The following is a 14,254-nucleotide window of genomic DNA, read 5'->3' as shown; positions in this document are numbered from 1 at the left end:
CATTACCGGTAGGGCGCGTCGCTCGCAAGGTTCGCGGCAATCGCGCGTTCCCAGCGGTCACCGTTCGCGAGCAGCTTGTCCTTGTGATAGATCAGCTCTTCGCGGGTTTCGGTGGCGAATTCGAAATTCGGACCCTCGACGATCGCATCGACCGGGCAGGCTTCCTGGCACAGGCCGCAATAGATGCACTTGGTCATATCGATGTCGTAGCGCGTCGTGCGGCGGCTGCCGTCCTCGCGCGGTTCGGCCTCGATCGTGATCGCCAGCGCCGGACACACCGCTTCGCACAGCTTGCAAGCGATGCAGCGCTCTTCCCCATTGGGATAGCGGCGCAGCGCATGCTCGCCGCGGAAGCGCGGGCTCAGCGGGTTCTTTTCATACGGGTAGTTGATCGTCGCCTTGGGCTTGAAGAAGTACCGCAGCGTCAGCGCATGGGCCTTCACGAACTCCCAGAGGGTGAACGATCGGATGGTCTGGGCGATACTCATGCGGGCACTCCCACGCGCTGGAACATGAGCCAGCCCGAGATGAGGAAGACGAAGGTCAGCGACAGTGGCAGGAAAATCTTCCAGCCCAGCCGCATCAGCTGGTCATAACGGTAGCGTGGCACCGTCGCCTTGACCCAGCTGAACACGAAGAAGAAGAAGAAGGTCTTGCCCAGGAACCAGATGATACCCGGCACCCAGTAGAGGAAGCCGATCTCAAGCGGCGGCAGCCACCCGCCCCAGAACAGCAACGCATTGAGCGCGCACATCAGAATGACGTTGGCATATTCGCCCAGCCAGAACAGCGCGAACGCCATCGACGAATATTCGGTCTGATAGCCCGCGACCAGTTCCGATTCCGCTTCGGTCAGATCGAACGGCGCACGCGCGGTTTCGGCGAGCGACGAGATCAGGAACACCACCGCCATCGGGAACAGCAGCGGGTTGAAGCCGAAGCCGTTGATGAAGCCGAAGATATGGGCACGCTGTTCAAGCACGATCGTCGTTAGGTTGAACGACCCGGCCCACAGCACGACCGAGATCAGCACGAACCCGATCGCGACTTCGTACGACACCATCTGCGCGGCGGCACGAAGCGCGGAATAGAACGGGTATTTGGAGTTCGACGCCCAGCCCGAGATGATGACGCCGTATACACCCAGCGACGATGCCGCAAGGATGTAGAGCAGGCCGACATTGATGTCCGCCACCACCACGCCGACGTCGAACGGAATGACCGCCCAGACGATCAGAGCGACGGTAAAGGTGATGATCGGCGCCAGCAGGAACAGGCCGCGATTGGCCGACGACGGCACGATCGTTTCTTGCAGGAACACCTTCAGACCGTCGGCGAACGACTGCAGCAGGCCCAGCGGACCGACGACGTTCGGACCACGGCGCAGCGCCATTGCCGCCCAGACCTTGCGGTCGACATAAATGATCATCGCCACCGCCAGCATCAGCGGCAGCGCGATCACGAGGATGCCGACCAGCGTGGCGACGGTCCATGCCCAGCCATAGGGCAGACCGACGGTAGTTTCGAAGAACGAGGTCACTCGGCGGCCTCCGCGAAATCCTGGCCATGGACAAGTTCGGCCGAACAACGCTGCATCGTCGGGCTGGCCCGGCAGATCGCGTTGGTCAGGTAGAAGTCGGCGACCGGATAGGTCACCTTGCCCTCGCCCTTAGCGTCGAGTGCCGGCGGGTTCCAGTCGTAACGTACCAGACCTTCCTGGCCCAGTTCCGGCACCGCCGCCGTCATTGCGCGGCGGACACCGGCGAAATCGTCGAACGGCAGCGTCACGCCAAGCACTTCGCCCAGCGCACGGAAGATCGTCCAATCCTCTCGCGCATCGCCCGGCGGGAACACCGCACGGTCGCCGCGCTGCACGCGCCCTTCAAGGTTGACGTAGGTCCCGACCTTCTCGGCATAGCTAGCACCCGGCAGGACGATGTCCGCCGCCGCCGCGCCCTTGTCGCCATGATGGCCGACATAAACCTTGGTGGCACCGGCGAACTGACCGAAATCGACCTCGTCCGCGCCGAGGAAGAACACCAGCTTCGGGTTCGCCGCGACGATATCGGCGATGCCGCCTGCCTGCGCATAGCCCAGCATCAGCGCGCCCATGCGAGCAGCCGCAGTATGGACCACGTTGAAGCCGTTCCAGCTCGTCCCGTCCTCCAGCGTACGGACCAGGTTGCCGTCGCGTGCCAGCTTCAATGCGGCGCCATGGCCGGCCTTCAGCGCACCCGGACCGACGATCACCGCCGGCCGCTTGGCCGCGTCGAGCGCTTCGGCCGCACGATCGGGCAGGCCGTTCAGTAGGCCGAGATCGTCACCCAGCCATTCGACCTTATAGGTCAGGTCGGTTTCCGGCCCAATCGCAAAAATGCGCGCGCCCTTCTTGATCGCCTTGCGGACGCGGGTGTTGATCAGCGGCGCTTCGTGGCGCAGGTCGCTGCCGACCAGCAGGATCGCATCGGCGTCCTCGATCCCGGCGATGGTCGTGTTGAACGCGACCGCGCCGAGATTGGTGACGTCATAGGCCATGCCCGTCTGCCGCCCTTCGAGCAGCGACGACCCGAGCGCGTTCACCAGCGCCTTGGCGGCGAACATGGTCTCGCAATCGAGCAGGTCACCTGCGATCGCCGCGACCGACGAACCGGCGTTCACCGCCGCGATCGCCGCGAACGCTTCGTCCCATTCGGCAGCGACCAGCTTGCCGTCCTTGCGCACGAAAGGCTTGTCGAGGCGGCGACGGACCAGACCGTCGACGGCGTGGCGCGTCTTGTCGTGCGCCCATTCCTCGTTCACATCTTCATTGATGCGCGGTACGCAGCGCAGCACCTGCCGACCCCGGCTGTCGAGGCGGATGTTGGTGCCGACCGCGTCCATCACGTCGATGGCGAGCGTCTTCTTCAGCTCCCAAGGACGCGCTTCGAACGCATAGGGCTTCGACGTCAGCGCACCGACCGGACACAGGTCGACGACATTGCCCGACAGCTCGCTCGTCACCGCCTGTTCAAGGTACGAGGTGATCTGCATGTTCTCGCCGCGATAGATCGCGCCGATTTCCTCTACGCCTGCAACTTCTTCCGCAAAACGGATGCAGCGCGTGCACTGGATGCAGCGGGTCATGACCGTCTTGACGATCGGACCCATGTACTTCTCGGTGACGGCACGCTTGTTCTCGTCATAGCGCGACGTGCCGCGACCATAGGCGACCGACTGGTCCTGCAGGTCGCATTCGCCACCCTGATCGCAGATCGGGCAGTCGAGCGGGTGATTGATCAGCAGAAACTCCATCACGCCTTCGCGCGCGGCCTTCACCATCGCGCTGTCGGTACGGATTTCCTGATTGTCGGCGGCCGGCAGCGCGCACGATGCCTGCGGCTTGGGCGGTCCCGGCTTCACCTCGACCAGACACATCCGGCAATTGCCGGCGATCGACAGCCGCTCGTGATAGCAGAAGCGCGGGATTTCCTTGCCCGCCGCTTCGCACGCCTGGAGGACCGTGGCACCCTGCGGCACCTCGACCTCGATCCCGTCTACTTTTACCTTGGGCATTAGCTGGCCTTCGTCGCCGCGGATGCGGCCGTTAATTTGTAGAGCGCTTCGCCTATCGCGCCATGCGCGACGCTGCGCGACAGGCGAACTGACTGGCCTGCGGGCAGACACGCGGCAAGCGCCGGGCGAATCGTCGCGAGCGCCGCGTCCTCAGCCCTGGAATAGGGCTTGCTCAGCACGAACTCGCGCGCGGCGGCGACATCGCGCTTCACGACGCAATCACCCAACCGTCGAACCTCCACTGTCGCCGTATCGGGCGTGCTGTCGAACTCGGCCGCGTAGTCGGTTGGAAGCAGCGCGACATTGACCGCAGGCGCCGCCTTACCGAAATCCTTCGCGTAGAGCGCCGGATATATGGTCATGCGGAACAGTTCAGGATTGAAAGACATCGACGTGCCCGAGGGCGCACAGAGCGACTTGACTAGCCGGTCGCGATAGGTCGACGGCGTACCCGGCACCTCGCGCCCATAGGCGAGCGCCGCCGCCCGCCCCTTCGGCGAACGCACCTCACACATCGCGAACTCGGTCATGGCGAGTTCTGCGTCCCTGCGCGATCCCTTGAAGCTGGATGGGCCGTCGGCTTGCGCCGCCAGCACCGCTGCCGCCATGACCGAGAGCGCGATCATTCCGCAGCTTCCCGCATCGGATGCACGCCACCGCCGCGCTTTTCGTTGATCCGCCGTTCGAGTTCGGGGCGGAAGTTCTTGATGAGACCCTGGATCGGCCATGCCGCCGCGTCGCCCAGCGCGCAGATGGTGTGGCCTTCGACCTGCTTGGTCACCTGCTGCAACGTGTCGATTTCCGACAAATCGGCATCGCCGGTGCGCAGCCGCTCCATCACACGCCACATCCAACCGGTGCCTTCGCGGCACGGCGTGCACTGGCCGCAGCTTTCATGCTTGTAGAAATAGGACAGACGGCTGATCGCGCGGACGACGTCGGTCGACTTGTCCATGACGATGACCGCCGCGGTGCCGAGGCCCGATCCGACCGCCTTCAGCCCGTCGAAATCCATCGGCGCGTCGATGATATGCTCGGCCTTTACCAGCGGCACCGACGATCCGCCGGGGATGACGCACAGCAGATTGTCCCAGCCACCGCGGATGCCGCCGCAATGCTTTTCGATCAGCTCGCGGAACGGGATGCTCATCGCTTCCTCGACCACGCATGGCTTGTTCACATGGCCGCTGATCTGGAACAGCTTGGTGCCACGGTTATTCTCCGCGCCGAAGCTGGCGAACCATTCCGGGCTGCGACGCAGGATGGTTGGCACGACCGCGATCGACTCGACATTGTTGACCGTCGTCGGGCAGCCATAGAGGCCGGCACCGGCCGGGAATGGCGGCTTCAGGCGCGGCTGACCCTTCTTGCCCTCTAGGCTTTCGAGCATCGCGGTCTCTTCGCCGCAGATATAGGCGCCGGCGCCGCGGTGCGCGAACACGTCAAAGTCATAGCCCGAACCGCAGGCATTCTTGCCCAGCAGCCCCTTGGCATATGCTTCGGCGATCGCGGCGAACAGCGTCTCCGCCTCGCGGATATATTCCCCGCGAATATAGATGTACGCGGCGCGCGCGCGCATCGCGAAACCGGCGACCAGCGCGCCTTCGATCAGCTTGTGCGGATCGTGGCGGATGATCTCGCGATCCTTGCACGAACCCGGCTCGGATTCGTCGGCATTGATCACCAGGAAGTTCGGCCGGTCGGGCTTCGGCGCCTTCGGCATGAACGACCACTTGGTGCCGGTCGGGAACCCTGCCCCGCCGCGCCCGCGCAGGCCCGATGCCTTGATCCGATCGATGATCGTGTCCGGCCCCAGCTGCAACAGCGCCTTGGTATTGTCCCAGTCGCCGCGCATCACGGCTGCATCGAGGTTCCACGGCTGGAACCCGTACACGTTGGTGAAGATGCGATCCTTGTCGGCCAGCATCCTTATCGTCCCTTCCCGATCGCCTTTTCGGCGATGAAATAAACGGCAACCATCGCCGCGATGCCGATGGCCACGCCGATCAGCTTCAGCGCGCCGACGAACAGTTCGAGCGCGATCCACAACACGACGATCCCGACCAGGACCGCGATCAACAGGCTGCCCAATGCCCTCACGAAGCGTTGCCCCATTCAGGGCGATAGTCGTGATTTTCGTGGACCATCGCCGTCAGGTTGCTGAGCGCGCCCGCCGGTTCGACGGTGTGGCGGCCCGGCTCCTGCGTGCCGGGCTTCGGCGTCTCGCCCTTGCCCAGCGCCTCGAGGATCGCGGTCATGCGATCATAGTCCAGATCTTCGTAATTATCGTCGTTGATCTGGACCATCGGTGCCGAGGCGCAATTGCCCATGCACTCGACCTCGGTCAGCGTGAACAGCCCGTCGGGCGTAGTCTTGCCCTTCATCAGGCCACGGTTCTTGCACGCGGCGAACACGTCGTCCGACCCGCGCAGCATGCACGGCGTCGTGCCGCATACCTGCACGTGATAGCGGCCGACCGGGGCGAGGTTGAACATCGTGTAGAAGGTCGCGACCTCGTACACCCGCATATAGGCCATGCCGAGTTCGCGGGCGATGAATTCGATCACCGGCACCGGCAGCCAGCCCTGGGTATGCGTTTCCGCACCGACCTGCCGCTGGGCGAGGTCGAGGAACGGGATGGTGCACGACTGCTGACGGCCTTCGGGATAGCGCGCGACGATCTCACGCGCCTTTTCCGCATTGGCCGGCGTCCAGGCGAAATTGCCCCAGCGCGCGCGGACCTCGGCTTCGTCGGGGATGTTGGGGGCGTCGGCCATTAGCGAATGAACTCCACGCGGCTGACCTTGTCGCCGCTGAACGAATAGACGGTCATCACGTCGAACGGCTCGGCATCGGGCGAACGGCGCACGCGCTCGTGCAGCACGACGCGCTCGCCCAGTTCGAACGACTGCAGCACTTCGGCATGGTTCTGCGGAAATTCGGCGAAGACTGCCGCCATGCCGCTTTCCACGCCCGCACGCCCGTCGCGCACGACGTCACCGCGATACTGCGCCTCGCAGCCGTCGTCGGCGAAGAACGCGGCATAGCCCGCCGCGTCGCGCGCGTTATAGCGTTCCATCATCGCCGTCACGGTATCGAGACGGCTCACCGGTCGCACTCCCCGAACACGATGTCCATCGCACCCAGGATCGCGGTGATGTCGGCAAGCATATGGCCCTTCGCCATGAAGTCCATCGCCTGGAGGTGGCTGAACGCGGTCGGGCGGATCTTCACGCGGTACGGCTTGTTGCTGCCGTCCGACACCATGTAGATGCCGAATTCACCCTTGGGGCTTTCGGTCGCGACATACACTTCGCCGGCGGGAACGTGGAAGCCCTCGGTGTACAGCTTGAAGTGATGGATCAGCGCTTCCATCGACTGCTTCATCTCGCCGCGCTTGGGCGGCACGACCTTGCGGTCCGACGAGGCGATCGGGCCTTCGGGCATCTGCGCGAGGCACTGCTTCATGATACGAGCCGACTGCCACACTTCCTCGACGCGGACCATGAACCGGTCGTAGCAATCGCCACGGGTGCCGACCGGCACGTCGAACTCGACCCGGTCATAGGCGTCATAGGGCTGCGCCTTGCGGATGTCCCACGGAATGCCCGCGCCACGGATCATCGGACCCGAGAAACCCCAGCGCACCGCATCCTCGCGGCTGACGATCGCGATATCGACGTTGCGCTGCTTGAAGATGCGGTTTTCCGAAACCATGCTGATCGCGTCGCCGAACAGCTGCGGCAGGCGCGTGTCGAGCCATTCCGCGATATCGGTCAGCAGCTTCAGCGGCACGTCCTGATGAACGCCGCCCGGCCGCAGGTAGTTATGGTGCATCCGCGCGCCGGACATGCGTTCGAAAAAGCCCATGCAGTCTTCGCGGACTTCGAACATCCACAGGTTCGGCGTCATCGCGCCGACGTCCATCACGTGCGAACCGAGGTTCAGCATGTGATTGCAGATACGGGTCAGCTCCGCGAAGAACACCCGCAGATACTGAGCGCGCAGCGGCACTTCGATGTCGAGCAGCTTTTCGACCGCCAGCACATAGCTGTGCTCCATGCACAGCGGCGAGCAGTAATCGAGGCGGTCCATGTAGGGGAGCGCCTGCTGATAGGTCTTGTACTCGATCAGCTTTTCGGTGCCGCGATGGAGCAGGCCGACATGCGGGTCGATCCGCTCGATGATCTCCCCGTCCAGTTCGGTGACGAGACGCAACACGCCGTGCGCCGCAGGGTGCTGCGGGCCGAAGTTGATCGTGTAGTTCTGGATCTCGACATCGCCCGCCATGGGGTTGGCGGCGTCCATCTCATGGTCGTAATCGGCCATTACTTGTCCTCCACCGGCGGCTTGCCCGCATCGGGCGAGGGCACGTCGGGATCGACCGGCTTCGATTCAGGCTGGTTGCCCGGATGCGGCTTGCCCGCGCCGGTATCTGCCGTGCTGTCCGACGTCTTCGGCTTGTCGACCTGCGGTTCGGCTGCCTTGACGTTGTCGTCGGCGCGCTTGACCTGATCGGCGGTGACCGGCGTCGGTGCGCCTGGGGCCGTGCCGACGGCAGGCTTCGGCTCGGCCGCCTTTTCGTCGCCCGGCAGGACGTATTCGGCACCTTCCCACGGGCTCATGAAGTCGAACGTGCGGAAATCCTGCGCCAGCTTCACCGGCTCATAGACCACGCGCTTGGCTTCTTCCGAATAGCGCATCTCGACATAGCCGGTCAGCGGGAAGTCCTTGCGCAGCGGGTGGCCACGGAAACCGTAATCGGTCAGGATGCGACGCAGGTCGGCATTGCCGGTGAACAGTACGCCGTACATGTCGTACACTTCGCGCTCGAGCCAGCCGGCATTGTACCAGATGCCTGTCACCGACGGCACCGGCCTTTCCTCGTCCGTGCTCACGCGCACACGGATGCGGTGGTTCCGCGTCATCGACAGCAGGTGATAGACGACCTCGAACCGCTCGGGGCGCTCGGGATAGTCCACGCCGGCGATCTCGGCCAGCATCTCGTATTTAAGGCCCGGCGTGTCGCGCAGCGTTTCCATCGCGATGACAAGACGGTCGCGATCGACGGTCAGCGACACCTCGCCGACCTTGTCCTGCGCGTCGAGCAGCATGTCGCCGAGCGCAGCGGTCGCCGCGTCGATGATGCCATCATTCGCGGCGTAGCGGGGTGCAGGCGCCCTCACCGTTCGATGCTCCCCGAACGGCGGATCTTCCGCTGCAACTGCATCACGCCGTACAGCAGCGCTTCGGCAGTCGGCGGGCAACCCGGGACATAAATGTCGACCGGCACCACGCGATCGCAACCGCGCACGACGCTGTAGCTATAATGGTAATAGCCGCCGCCATTGGCGCAGCTGCCCATCGAGATGACGTATTTCGGTTCCGACATCTGATCGTACACGCGACGCAGCGCCGGGGCCATCTTGTTGCAGAGCGTGCCGGCGACGATCATCACGTCCGACTGACGCGGGGAAGCGCGCGGCGCGGCACCGAAGCGCTCCATGTCGTAGCGCGGCATGTTCACATGGATCATTTCCACCGCGCAGCAGGCGAGGCCGAAGGTCATCCACCACAGCGAACCAGTGCGCGCCCACTGGAACAGGTCCTCGGTCGAGGTGACCAGAAAGCCCTTGTCGGTCAGTTCGCCGTTCAGGTCGTTGAAGAAACCCTCATCGGGCGCCTGCACCGGCACGCCGGCCGCGTTACCCGCGCCGAAGCCGTGCGGCGGCGTCGTGAGTTCTACTCCCATTCGAGAGCTCCCATCTTCCAAGCATATACGAGGCCGAGTGCCAGTTCGCCGATGAATACCATCATCGAGATCCACGCGGTCCAGCCGAGGTCGAACACCGTGACTGCCCAGGGATATAGGAACGCGGCTTCGAGATCGAAGAGGATGAACAGGATGGCGACCAGATAGAAGCGGACGTCATACTGGCTGCGCGAATCCTCGAACGCGGGGAAGCCGCATTCATACTCGGTCAGCTTTTCCGGCGTCGGCTTGTGCGCGCCGGTGAAACGCGATGCCACCATGGGCAACACGACGAAGGCCGTCGACAGCGCCAGGGCAATGCCCAGGAACATCAGGATCGGCAGATATTGCGACAGGTCGACCAAGGTGGGGGTCTCTCGCGGTTGCGGTATGAATGGAGCCGGCTTTAGGACGATGGCGTCGGGCCATCAAGGGCGGAACAGGGTGAGAATCACTCGCAATTCCCTGCCCTTCCGCGCTATGCCGCAGCGACGCTGGCCGCGCGGGGAAGCTGCGGTCGTCGACGAGGGGGGAATCGATGCGAATTTGGACGACACTCGGCATCATCGCGGGCGCGATCGTCGCGCAGCCGGCCGCGGCGCAGAATGTCGACGCGACCAAGCCCGAAACCGTGGTCGCCGCGCTGCGCCATGCGGGCTACCGGGCGGTACTGACCAAGGACAATAGCGGCGATCCGCTGGTCAAAAGTGGCGCCGCCGGTGTCGACTTTTCGGTCTATTTCTACAACTGCACCGACAACAAGGCGTGCAAGACGGTGCAGTTCCACGCCGGGTTCGTGAAGAAGGGCGTGACGCTCGACACGATCAACAAGTGGAACGCCACGCATCGCTTCGCGCGCGGCTATCTCGACGACGAGAAGGACCCGCGAATCGAGATGGACGTCGACCTCGACGATGGCGGCCTGTCGGGCGCGCTGTTCAAGGCGAACCTCGCGACCTGGGACTCGTTGCTCGGCGAATTTCAGAAGGCGATCGACTTCTGAGGCGATAAGGGTGGCGGCACCGCGCCGCCACCCGACAGGTCAGCGCAGCGCGCCCGCGACCAGCTTGTGCAGGCGGGTCTGCATCTGTTCGTTGCTGGCCAGCACCTCGCCCTTTTCATAGGCACGGTCCGCACCGCGATAATCGGTGACGAAGCCGCCCGCTTCCTTCACCAGCAGCATGCCAGCGGCGATATCCCACTTCTTCAGCCCCGATTCCCAGAAGCCATCGAACCGGCCTGCCGCGACATAGGCGAGGTCCAGCGCAGCCGAGCCGAAGCGGCGGATACCAGCAACCTCGGGCGCGACCGCGCCGAAGATGCGGGTCCATTCGGCGAAATTGCCATGGCCGAGGAACGGGATGCCGGTGGCGATCAGCGCTTCCGACAGGTCACGCCGGGACGAGACACGCAGCCGCTGTCCCTGCAACCAGGCACCCCGACCCTTTTCGGCCCAGAAGCCTTCGTCGGTGATCGGGTTATAGACCATCGCGGTCGTGATCTCGGGACGGCCACCGGCGCCGTTCGGCTCCTCGACCGCGACCGAGATCGAGAAATGCGGGATGCCGTGCAGGAAGTTGGTGGTGCCGTCCAGCGGATCGACGATCCAGCGCGGCTTGGTCGGATCGCCGGCGATCTCGCCGCCTTCCTCCAAGAGCATGCCCCAGTCGGGACGCGCCTTGCGCAGTTCCTCGACCAGCGTTTCCTCGGCGCGCTTGTCGGCCATCGACACGAAGTCCGCCGGCCCCTTGCGGCTGACCTGGAGATGCTGGACCTCGCCGAAGTCGCGGCGCAGGCGCGGGCCGGTCTTGCGGACGGCGCGTTCGAGGACGGTGATGAGGCCGGACTGGGCGGACATTGTTCTGGTTCCTGTTGGTTCTTTTACTGGCAGCGCCGCGGGCAAAGCCCGCGTCGTCGGTCGCGCTTTCGCGCGCCGGCCGAGCCGGCAGCCTGGCGAAATAGCTTTCCCTATTTCGTCCGGCCGCTCGGCTTAATCCGCCCGCCGGACGTAGGTCTGCTCATACACGTCGACCACGATGCGCGTTCCCGAAGCGATATGCGGCGGGACCATCACGCGGACGCCGTTGTCGAGCACGGCGGGCTTGTAGGACGACGATGCCGTCTGGCCCTTCACCACCGCATCCGCCTCGACGATCGTCGCTTCGATCGTGTCGGGCAGCTGGACGCTGATCGCTTCGTCTTCATAGAGTTCCATGACGACATCCATGCCGTCCTGGAGGAAGGCGGCGGCATCGCCCAGCAGGTCGCGCGGCAGCGATACCTGGTCGTAGGTTTCCTTGTCCATGAACACCAGCATGTCGCCTTCGGGATACAGGAACTGGAAGTCCTTGGTATCGAGGCGGATGCGCTCGACCGTCTCGGCCGAACGGAAGCGGACGTTGTTCTTGCGGCCGTCGCGCAGGTTCTTCATTTCGACCTGCATATAGGCGCCGCCCTTGCCCGGCTGCGTATGCTGGATCTTGACCGCGCGCCAGATGCCGCCTTCATATTCGATGATGTTGCCGGGGCGAATGTCGACGCCGCTGATCTTCATGACGAACCATACCTGTTGGAAAGAGCGAAGCTGCGCCCTTACCGCTCCGCCCGTCCGCGGGCAAGCAGCGGATAGGGATTGATCGCGCGGCCCTTGTACCATGGTTCGTCGGCGTTCACCCGCTCGACGCCGAAATGCAGGTGGAAATTGCCGGTCCCGGCATTGCCGGTGTCGCCGACCGCGCCGATCGGATCGCCCGCGCGGACCGGCGCCCCTTCGCGCAGCGTCGGGGCATAGGCAGCGAGGTGGGCGTAATAATAGGACAGCCGGCGGTCGGGCGAGCGGACATAGGCGGTCACCCCGCCGCCGCCATTGCTGTAGAACAGCTTTTCGACCGTGCCGGGCGCCGCGGCGACGACCGGCGTACCGGCGGGGGCCATGATGTCCACCCCGCTATGCCGCCGTTCGCCACCGGCCCGCGCCTCGCCATAGCTGTCGCGGATGCTCGTCCAGCCGACCCCCGATACGGGCAGGACCAGCCGCCCCGGCGACGGCGGTTCGGCCAGCCGGGTCGGCGCATCGGCAAAGGCGCGAATCGGCGGGGCGGACGATCCGCCGAAATCGACCAGCAACGCAGCCAGCCCACCCAGCAGCACGAAGACGCCGAGAAACGCCCAGCCGATCCGGTTCACCCCCTGCCCTCCGCTATGGCTGGAAGATCGCCGGCGTGCCGGGCTTGACCATCAGCGACAGCCGGGCGGCGTCCCAGTTGGTCAGTCGGATGCAGCCATTGCTCTCGGTCTTCCCGATATTCTCCGGCTCGGGCGTGCCGTGGATACCGTAATGCTCTTTCGAGAGATCGATCCAGACGACGCCGACCGGATTGTTGGGGCCGGGCGGCACGATCTCCTTGCTGTCCGACTTGTCGGCATGGCGCAGGATCGCCGGATTGTACTGCCAGTCGGGATTGGCGGCGACGCCCTGAATCTTCCATTCGCCGATCGGCAGCGGGTCGTGCGACGAGCCCATCGTCGCGGGAAACTGGGCGAGGATCTTGTCGCCCTTATAGGCGCGCAGCCAGCCTTCCGACTTGTCGACCACGACGCGGTCGGCCTGGGGCTGGTTGGCGTCGACGTTCAGATTGGCGAGCGTCTGGCGATAGTCGCCCGACCAGCTCTCCGCATAGCTGCGCGACGAGGGCAGGACGTTGGGAAAGACGACGCGGGTGCCGGGGCGCAGCATCGTTTCCCGGCTGTTCAGCGCGACCAGCGTGGCGGGCGTGGTGTGGAACATCTCGGCCAGCTTTTCGAGCGGCGAGCGGTAGCCGATCGTCGTCAGCTTCGCCTGATCGGCATATTCCTTGGGGATCGGGTTGGTGTACGGCCCGGCCAGCGCGCGTTCGGACAGGGTCAGGGTCACCGTCGCGGGGCGCATATTGGGGTTCAGCGCACGGGTGGTCGCGGCATCGAGCTTGCCAGTGACCGGCAGGCCTCGGGCGGTCTGGAATCCACGTAGCGCCTGTTTGAACAGCGCGCTGTCCCTGCCGTCGATCACGCCGCTCGTGAAGCCGTGCCGGTCGAGCAGCACCTGCGCGTGCAGGATATTTCGGTCGACCGCCGGGAGTTGCGGCGCGGGCGCAGGCGCCTGCGCCATCGCCACGCCGCTCCCCAGGATCGCCGCCAAGGCCAGTCGCTTCATACACCATCCCCAACATCGTTGAGGGTGGATAACGACCGGACCCGGCGGCGGTTTCCTTACGTGCCGAGAACCGCCGCGAACGCCTGCACCGCCGCCGCTTCGTCGCCGTTCCAGACCGCGCCCGATACGGCGAGGAAGTCGGCCCCGGCGCGGACGAGATCGGGGGCGTTGGCCGGCGTGATGCCGCCGATCGCGACACAGGGGAGTTCGAACACGGTCGACCACCACGACAGCAGCACCGGATCGGCGACATGCGCGACCTGCTTGGTTGTCGTCGGGTAGAAGGCGCCGAACGCTACATAGTCGGCGCCAGCCTCCCCCGCTTCCATGGCGAGATGGCGGCTGTCATGGACGGTCACGCCGATCTGGACATTGGGGCCGAGTACGTCGCGCGCTTCTCGGGCATCGCCATCGTCCTGGCCCAGATGGACGCCATCCGCGCCTAGCCGCTTGGTCAGGCTGATGCTGTCGTTGACGATCAAGGCGACGTCGCGGTCGGCGCAAATCTTCTGAAGCGGTTCGGCCAGTCGCGCGGCGGCGTGCTGGTCGATATCCTTCACCCGGAACTGGAACGCGGCGACCGGCCCGGCATCGAGCGCGCGGGCGAGGCGGTCGGGAAAGGTGCCGGTCACATCGAGCGGAGAGATGAGGTAAAGCTGGCACGGCGGGCGGCGCACGTCGCGGACGAACTGGGTCGCGAAATCGGGCGACAGCGGGCCGAGCGGGTCTTCGTTCAGGGTCATGGCGCCTTCCCTGCC

The 14,254-nt window shown here is 64.8% G+C and carries 18 protein-coding genes; 1 reads left to right on the top strand and 17 read right to left on the bottom strand.

Translation table 11 applies throughout. The annotated features are described in order from the left end of the window. Positions 1-2: 2 nt before the first annotated feature. The 12 genes from nuoI to ndhC are packed head-to-tail and all read right to left on the bottom strand — an operon-like array spanning position 3 to position 9,669. Positions 3-488: an NADH-quinone oxidoreductase subunit NuoI gene (gene nuoI, locus AVT10_RS01370; RefSeq protein ID WP_055755909.1), complete on the bottom strand. Its 486-nt coding sequence runs from the start codon at positions 486-488 to the stop codon at positions 3-5. Beyond that, positions 485-1,540: an NADH-quinone oxidoreductase subunit NuoH gene (nuoH, locus tag AVT10_RS01365; RefSeq protein ID WP_066687310.1), complete on the bottom strand. Its 1,056-nt coding sequence runs from the start codon at positions 1,538-1,540 to the stop codon at positions 485-487. Before nuoH ends, nuoI begins: the two co-directional genes overlap by 4 nt. Continuing rightward, complete coding sequence (gene nuoG, locus AVT10_RS01360; protein ID WP_066687307.1) at positions 1,537-3,552, bottom strand: NADH-quinone oxidoreductase subunit NuoG; 2,016 nt, start codon at positions 3,550-3,552, stop codon at positions 1,537-1,539. The genes nuoH and nuoG overlap by 4 nt, the downstream gene beginning before the upstream one ends. Then, on the bottom strand, positions 3,552-4,178 hold the full coding sequence (locus AVT10_RS01355; RefSeq protein ID WP_066687304.1) for a hypothetical protein: 627 nt from the start codon (positions 4,176-4,178) through the stop codon (positions 3,552-3,554). The genes nuoG and AVT10_RS01355 overlap by 1 nt, the downstream gene beginning before the upstream one ends. Continuing rightward, positions 4,175-5,479: an NADH-quinone oxidoreductase subunit NuoF gene (gene nuoF / locus AVT10_RS01350; protein ID WP_066687302.1), complete on the bottom strand. Its 1,305-nt coding sequence runs from the start codon at positions 5,477-5,479 to the stop codon at positions 4,175-4,177. Before nuoF ends, AVT10_RS01355 begins: the two co-directional genes overlap by 4 nt. 2 nt (positions 5,480-5,481) lie before the next feature. Then, positions 5,482-5,667, bottom strand: coding sequence for a hypothetical protein (locus AVT10_RS18015; RefSeq protein ID WP_126012225.1), 186 nt, complete (start codon positions 5,665-5,667; stop codon positions 5,482-5,484). After that, positions 5,649-6,329, bottom strand: coding sequence for a complex I 24 kDa subunit family protein (locus AVT10_RS01345; RefSeq protein ID WP_066687300.1), 681 nt, complete (start codon positions 6,327-6,329; stop codon positions 5,649-5,651). The genes AVT10_RS18015 and AVT10_RS01345 overlap by 19 nt, the downstream gene beginning before the upstream one ends. Next, the gene (locus tag AVT10_RS01340; RefSeq protein WP_066688071.1) at positions 6,329-6,634 is read right to left on the bottom strand and encodes a nuclear transport factor 2 family protein; all 306 of its coding nucleotides are present in this window, start codon (positions 6,632-6,634) and stop codon (positions 6,329-6,331) included. The genes AVT10_RS01345 and AVT10_RS01340 overlap by 1 nt, the downstream gene beginning before the upstream one ends. Before the next feature lie 23 nt (positions 6,635-6,657). Further along, on the bottom strand, positions 6,658-7,881 hold the full coding sequence (locus AVT10_RS01335; protein WP_066687298.1) for an NADH-quinone oxidoreductase subunit D: 1,224 nt from the start codon (positions 7,879-7,881) through the stop codon (positions 6,658-6,660). Beyond that, complete coding sequence (locus AVT10_RS01330) at positions 7,881-8,738, bottom strand: NADH-quinone oxidoreductase subunit C (protein ID WP_066687295.1); 858 nt, start codon at positions 8,736-8,738, stop codon at positions 7,881-7,883. The genes AVT10_RS01335 and AVT10_RS01330 overlap by 1 nt, the downstream gene beginning before the upstream one ends. Continuing rightward, positions 8,735-9,304, bottom strand: a complete 570-nt coding sequence (locus tag AVT10_RS01325) for a NuoB/complex I 20 kDa subunit family protein (RefSeq protein ID WP_066687293.1) — start codon at positions 9,302-9,304, stop codon at positions 8,735-8,737. The genes AVT10_RS01330 and AVT10_RS01325 overlap by 4 nt, the downstream gene beginning before the upstream one ends. Beyond that, positions 9,295-9,669: an NADH-quinone oxidoreductase subunit A gene (gene ndhC / locus AVT10_RS01320; protein WP_055755895.1), complete on the bottom strand. Its 375-nt coding sequence runs from the start codon at positions 9,667-9,669 to the stop codon at positions 9,295-9,297. The genes AVT10_RS01325 and ndhC overlap by 10 nt, the downstream gene beginning before the upstream one ends. A gap of 173 nt (positions 9,670-9,842) precedes the next feature. Between ndhC and AVT10_RS01315 the strand changes: the two genes are divergently transcribed. Then, the gene (locus tag AVT10_RS01315) at positions 9,843-10,307 is read left to right on the top strand and encodes a YbjN domain-containing protein (RefSeq protein WP_066687291.1); all 465 of its coding nucleotides are present in this window, start codon (positions 9,843-9,845) and stop codon (positions 10,305-10,307) included. A 39-nt stretch (positions 10,308-10,346) separates the two neighbouring features. On the opposite strand, the gene AVT10_RS01310 is transcribed toward AVT10_RS01315, so the two are convergent. The 5 genes from AVT10_RS01310 to thiE form a co-directional block, all read right to left on the bottom strand. Further along, a complete protein-coding gene (locus AVT10_RS01310) occupies positions 10,347-11,162 on the bottom strand; it encodes an inositol monophosphatase family protein (RefSeq protein WP_066687289.1) in 816 nt (271 codons plus the stop codon). Between the two features lie 132 nt (positions 11,163-11,294). Further along, positions 11,295-11,858 carry an elongation factor P gene (gene efp / locus AVT10_RS01305; protein ID WP_066687286.1) on the bottom strand — a complete coding sequence of 188 codons (564 nt, stop codon included), beginning with the start codon at positions 11,856-11,858 and terminating at the stop codon, positions 11,295-11,297. Positions 11,859-11,896: 38 nt separating this feature from the next. Beyond that, complete coding sequence (locus tag AVT10_RS01300) at positions 11,897-12,490, bottom strand: murein hydrolase activator EnvC family protein (RefSeq protein WP_066687282.1); 594 nt, start codon at positions 12,488-12,490, stop codon at positions 11,897-11,899. Between the two features lie 13 nt (positions 12,491-12,503). Further along, positions 12,504-13,496 carry a L,D-transpeptidase family protein gene (locus AVT10_RS01295; RefSeq protein ID WP_066687280.1) on the bottom strand — a complete coding sequence of 331 codons (993 nt, stop codon included), beginning with the start codon at positions 13,494-13,496 and terminating at the stop codon, positions 12,504-12,506. Positions 13,497-13,552: 56 nt separating this feature from the next. After that, positions 13,553-14,239, bottom strand: coding sequence for a thiamine phosphate synthase (gene thiE, locus AVT10_RS01290; RefSeq protein ID WP_066687278.1), 687 nt, complete (start codon positions 14,237-14,239; stop codon positions 13,553-13,555). Positions 14,240-14,254: the final 15 nt, after the last annotated feature.

The sequence above is a fragment of the Sphingomonas hankookensis genome, assembly GCF_001619955.1.
Lineage (GTDB): Bacteria > Pseudomonadota > Alphaproteobacteria > Sphingomonadales > Sphingomonadaceae > Sphingomonas > Sphingomonas hankookensis_A.
Note: the sequence above shows the minus strand (reverse complement) of the source record. Positions and strands in the feature narration are given on the sequence as shown.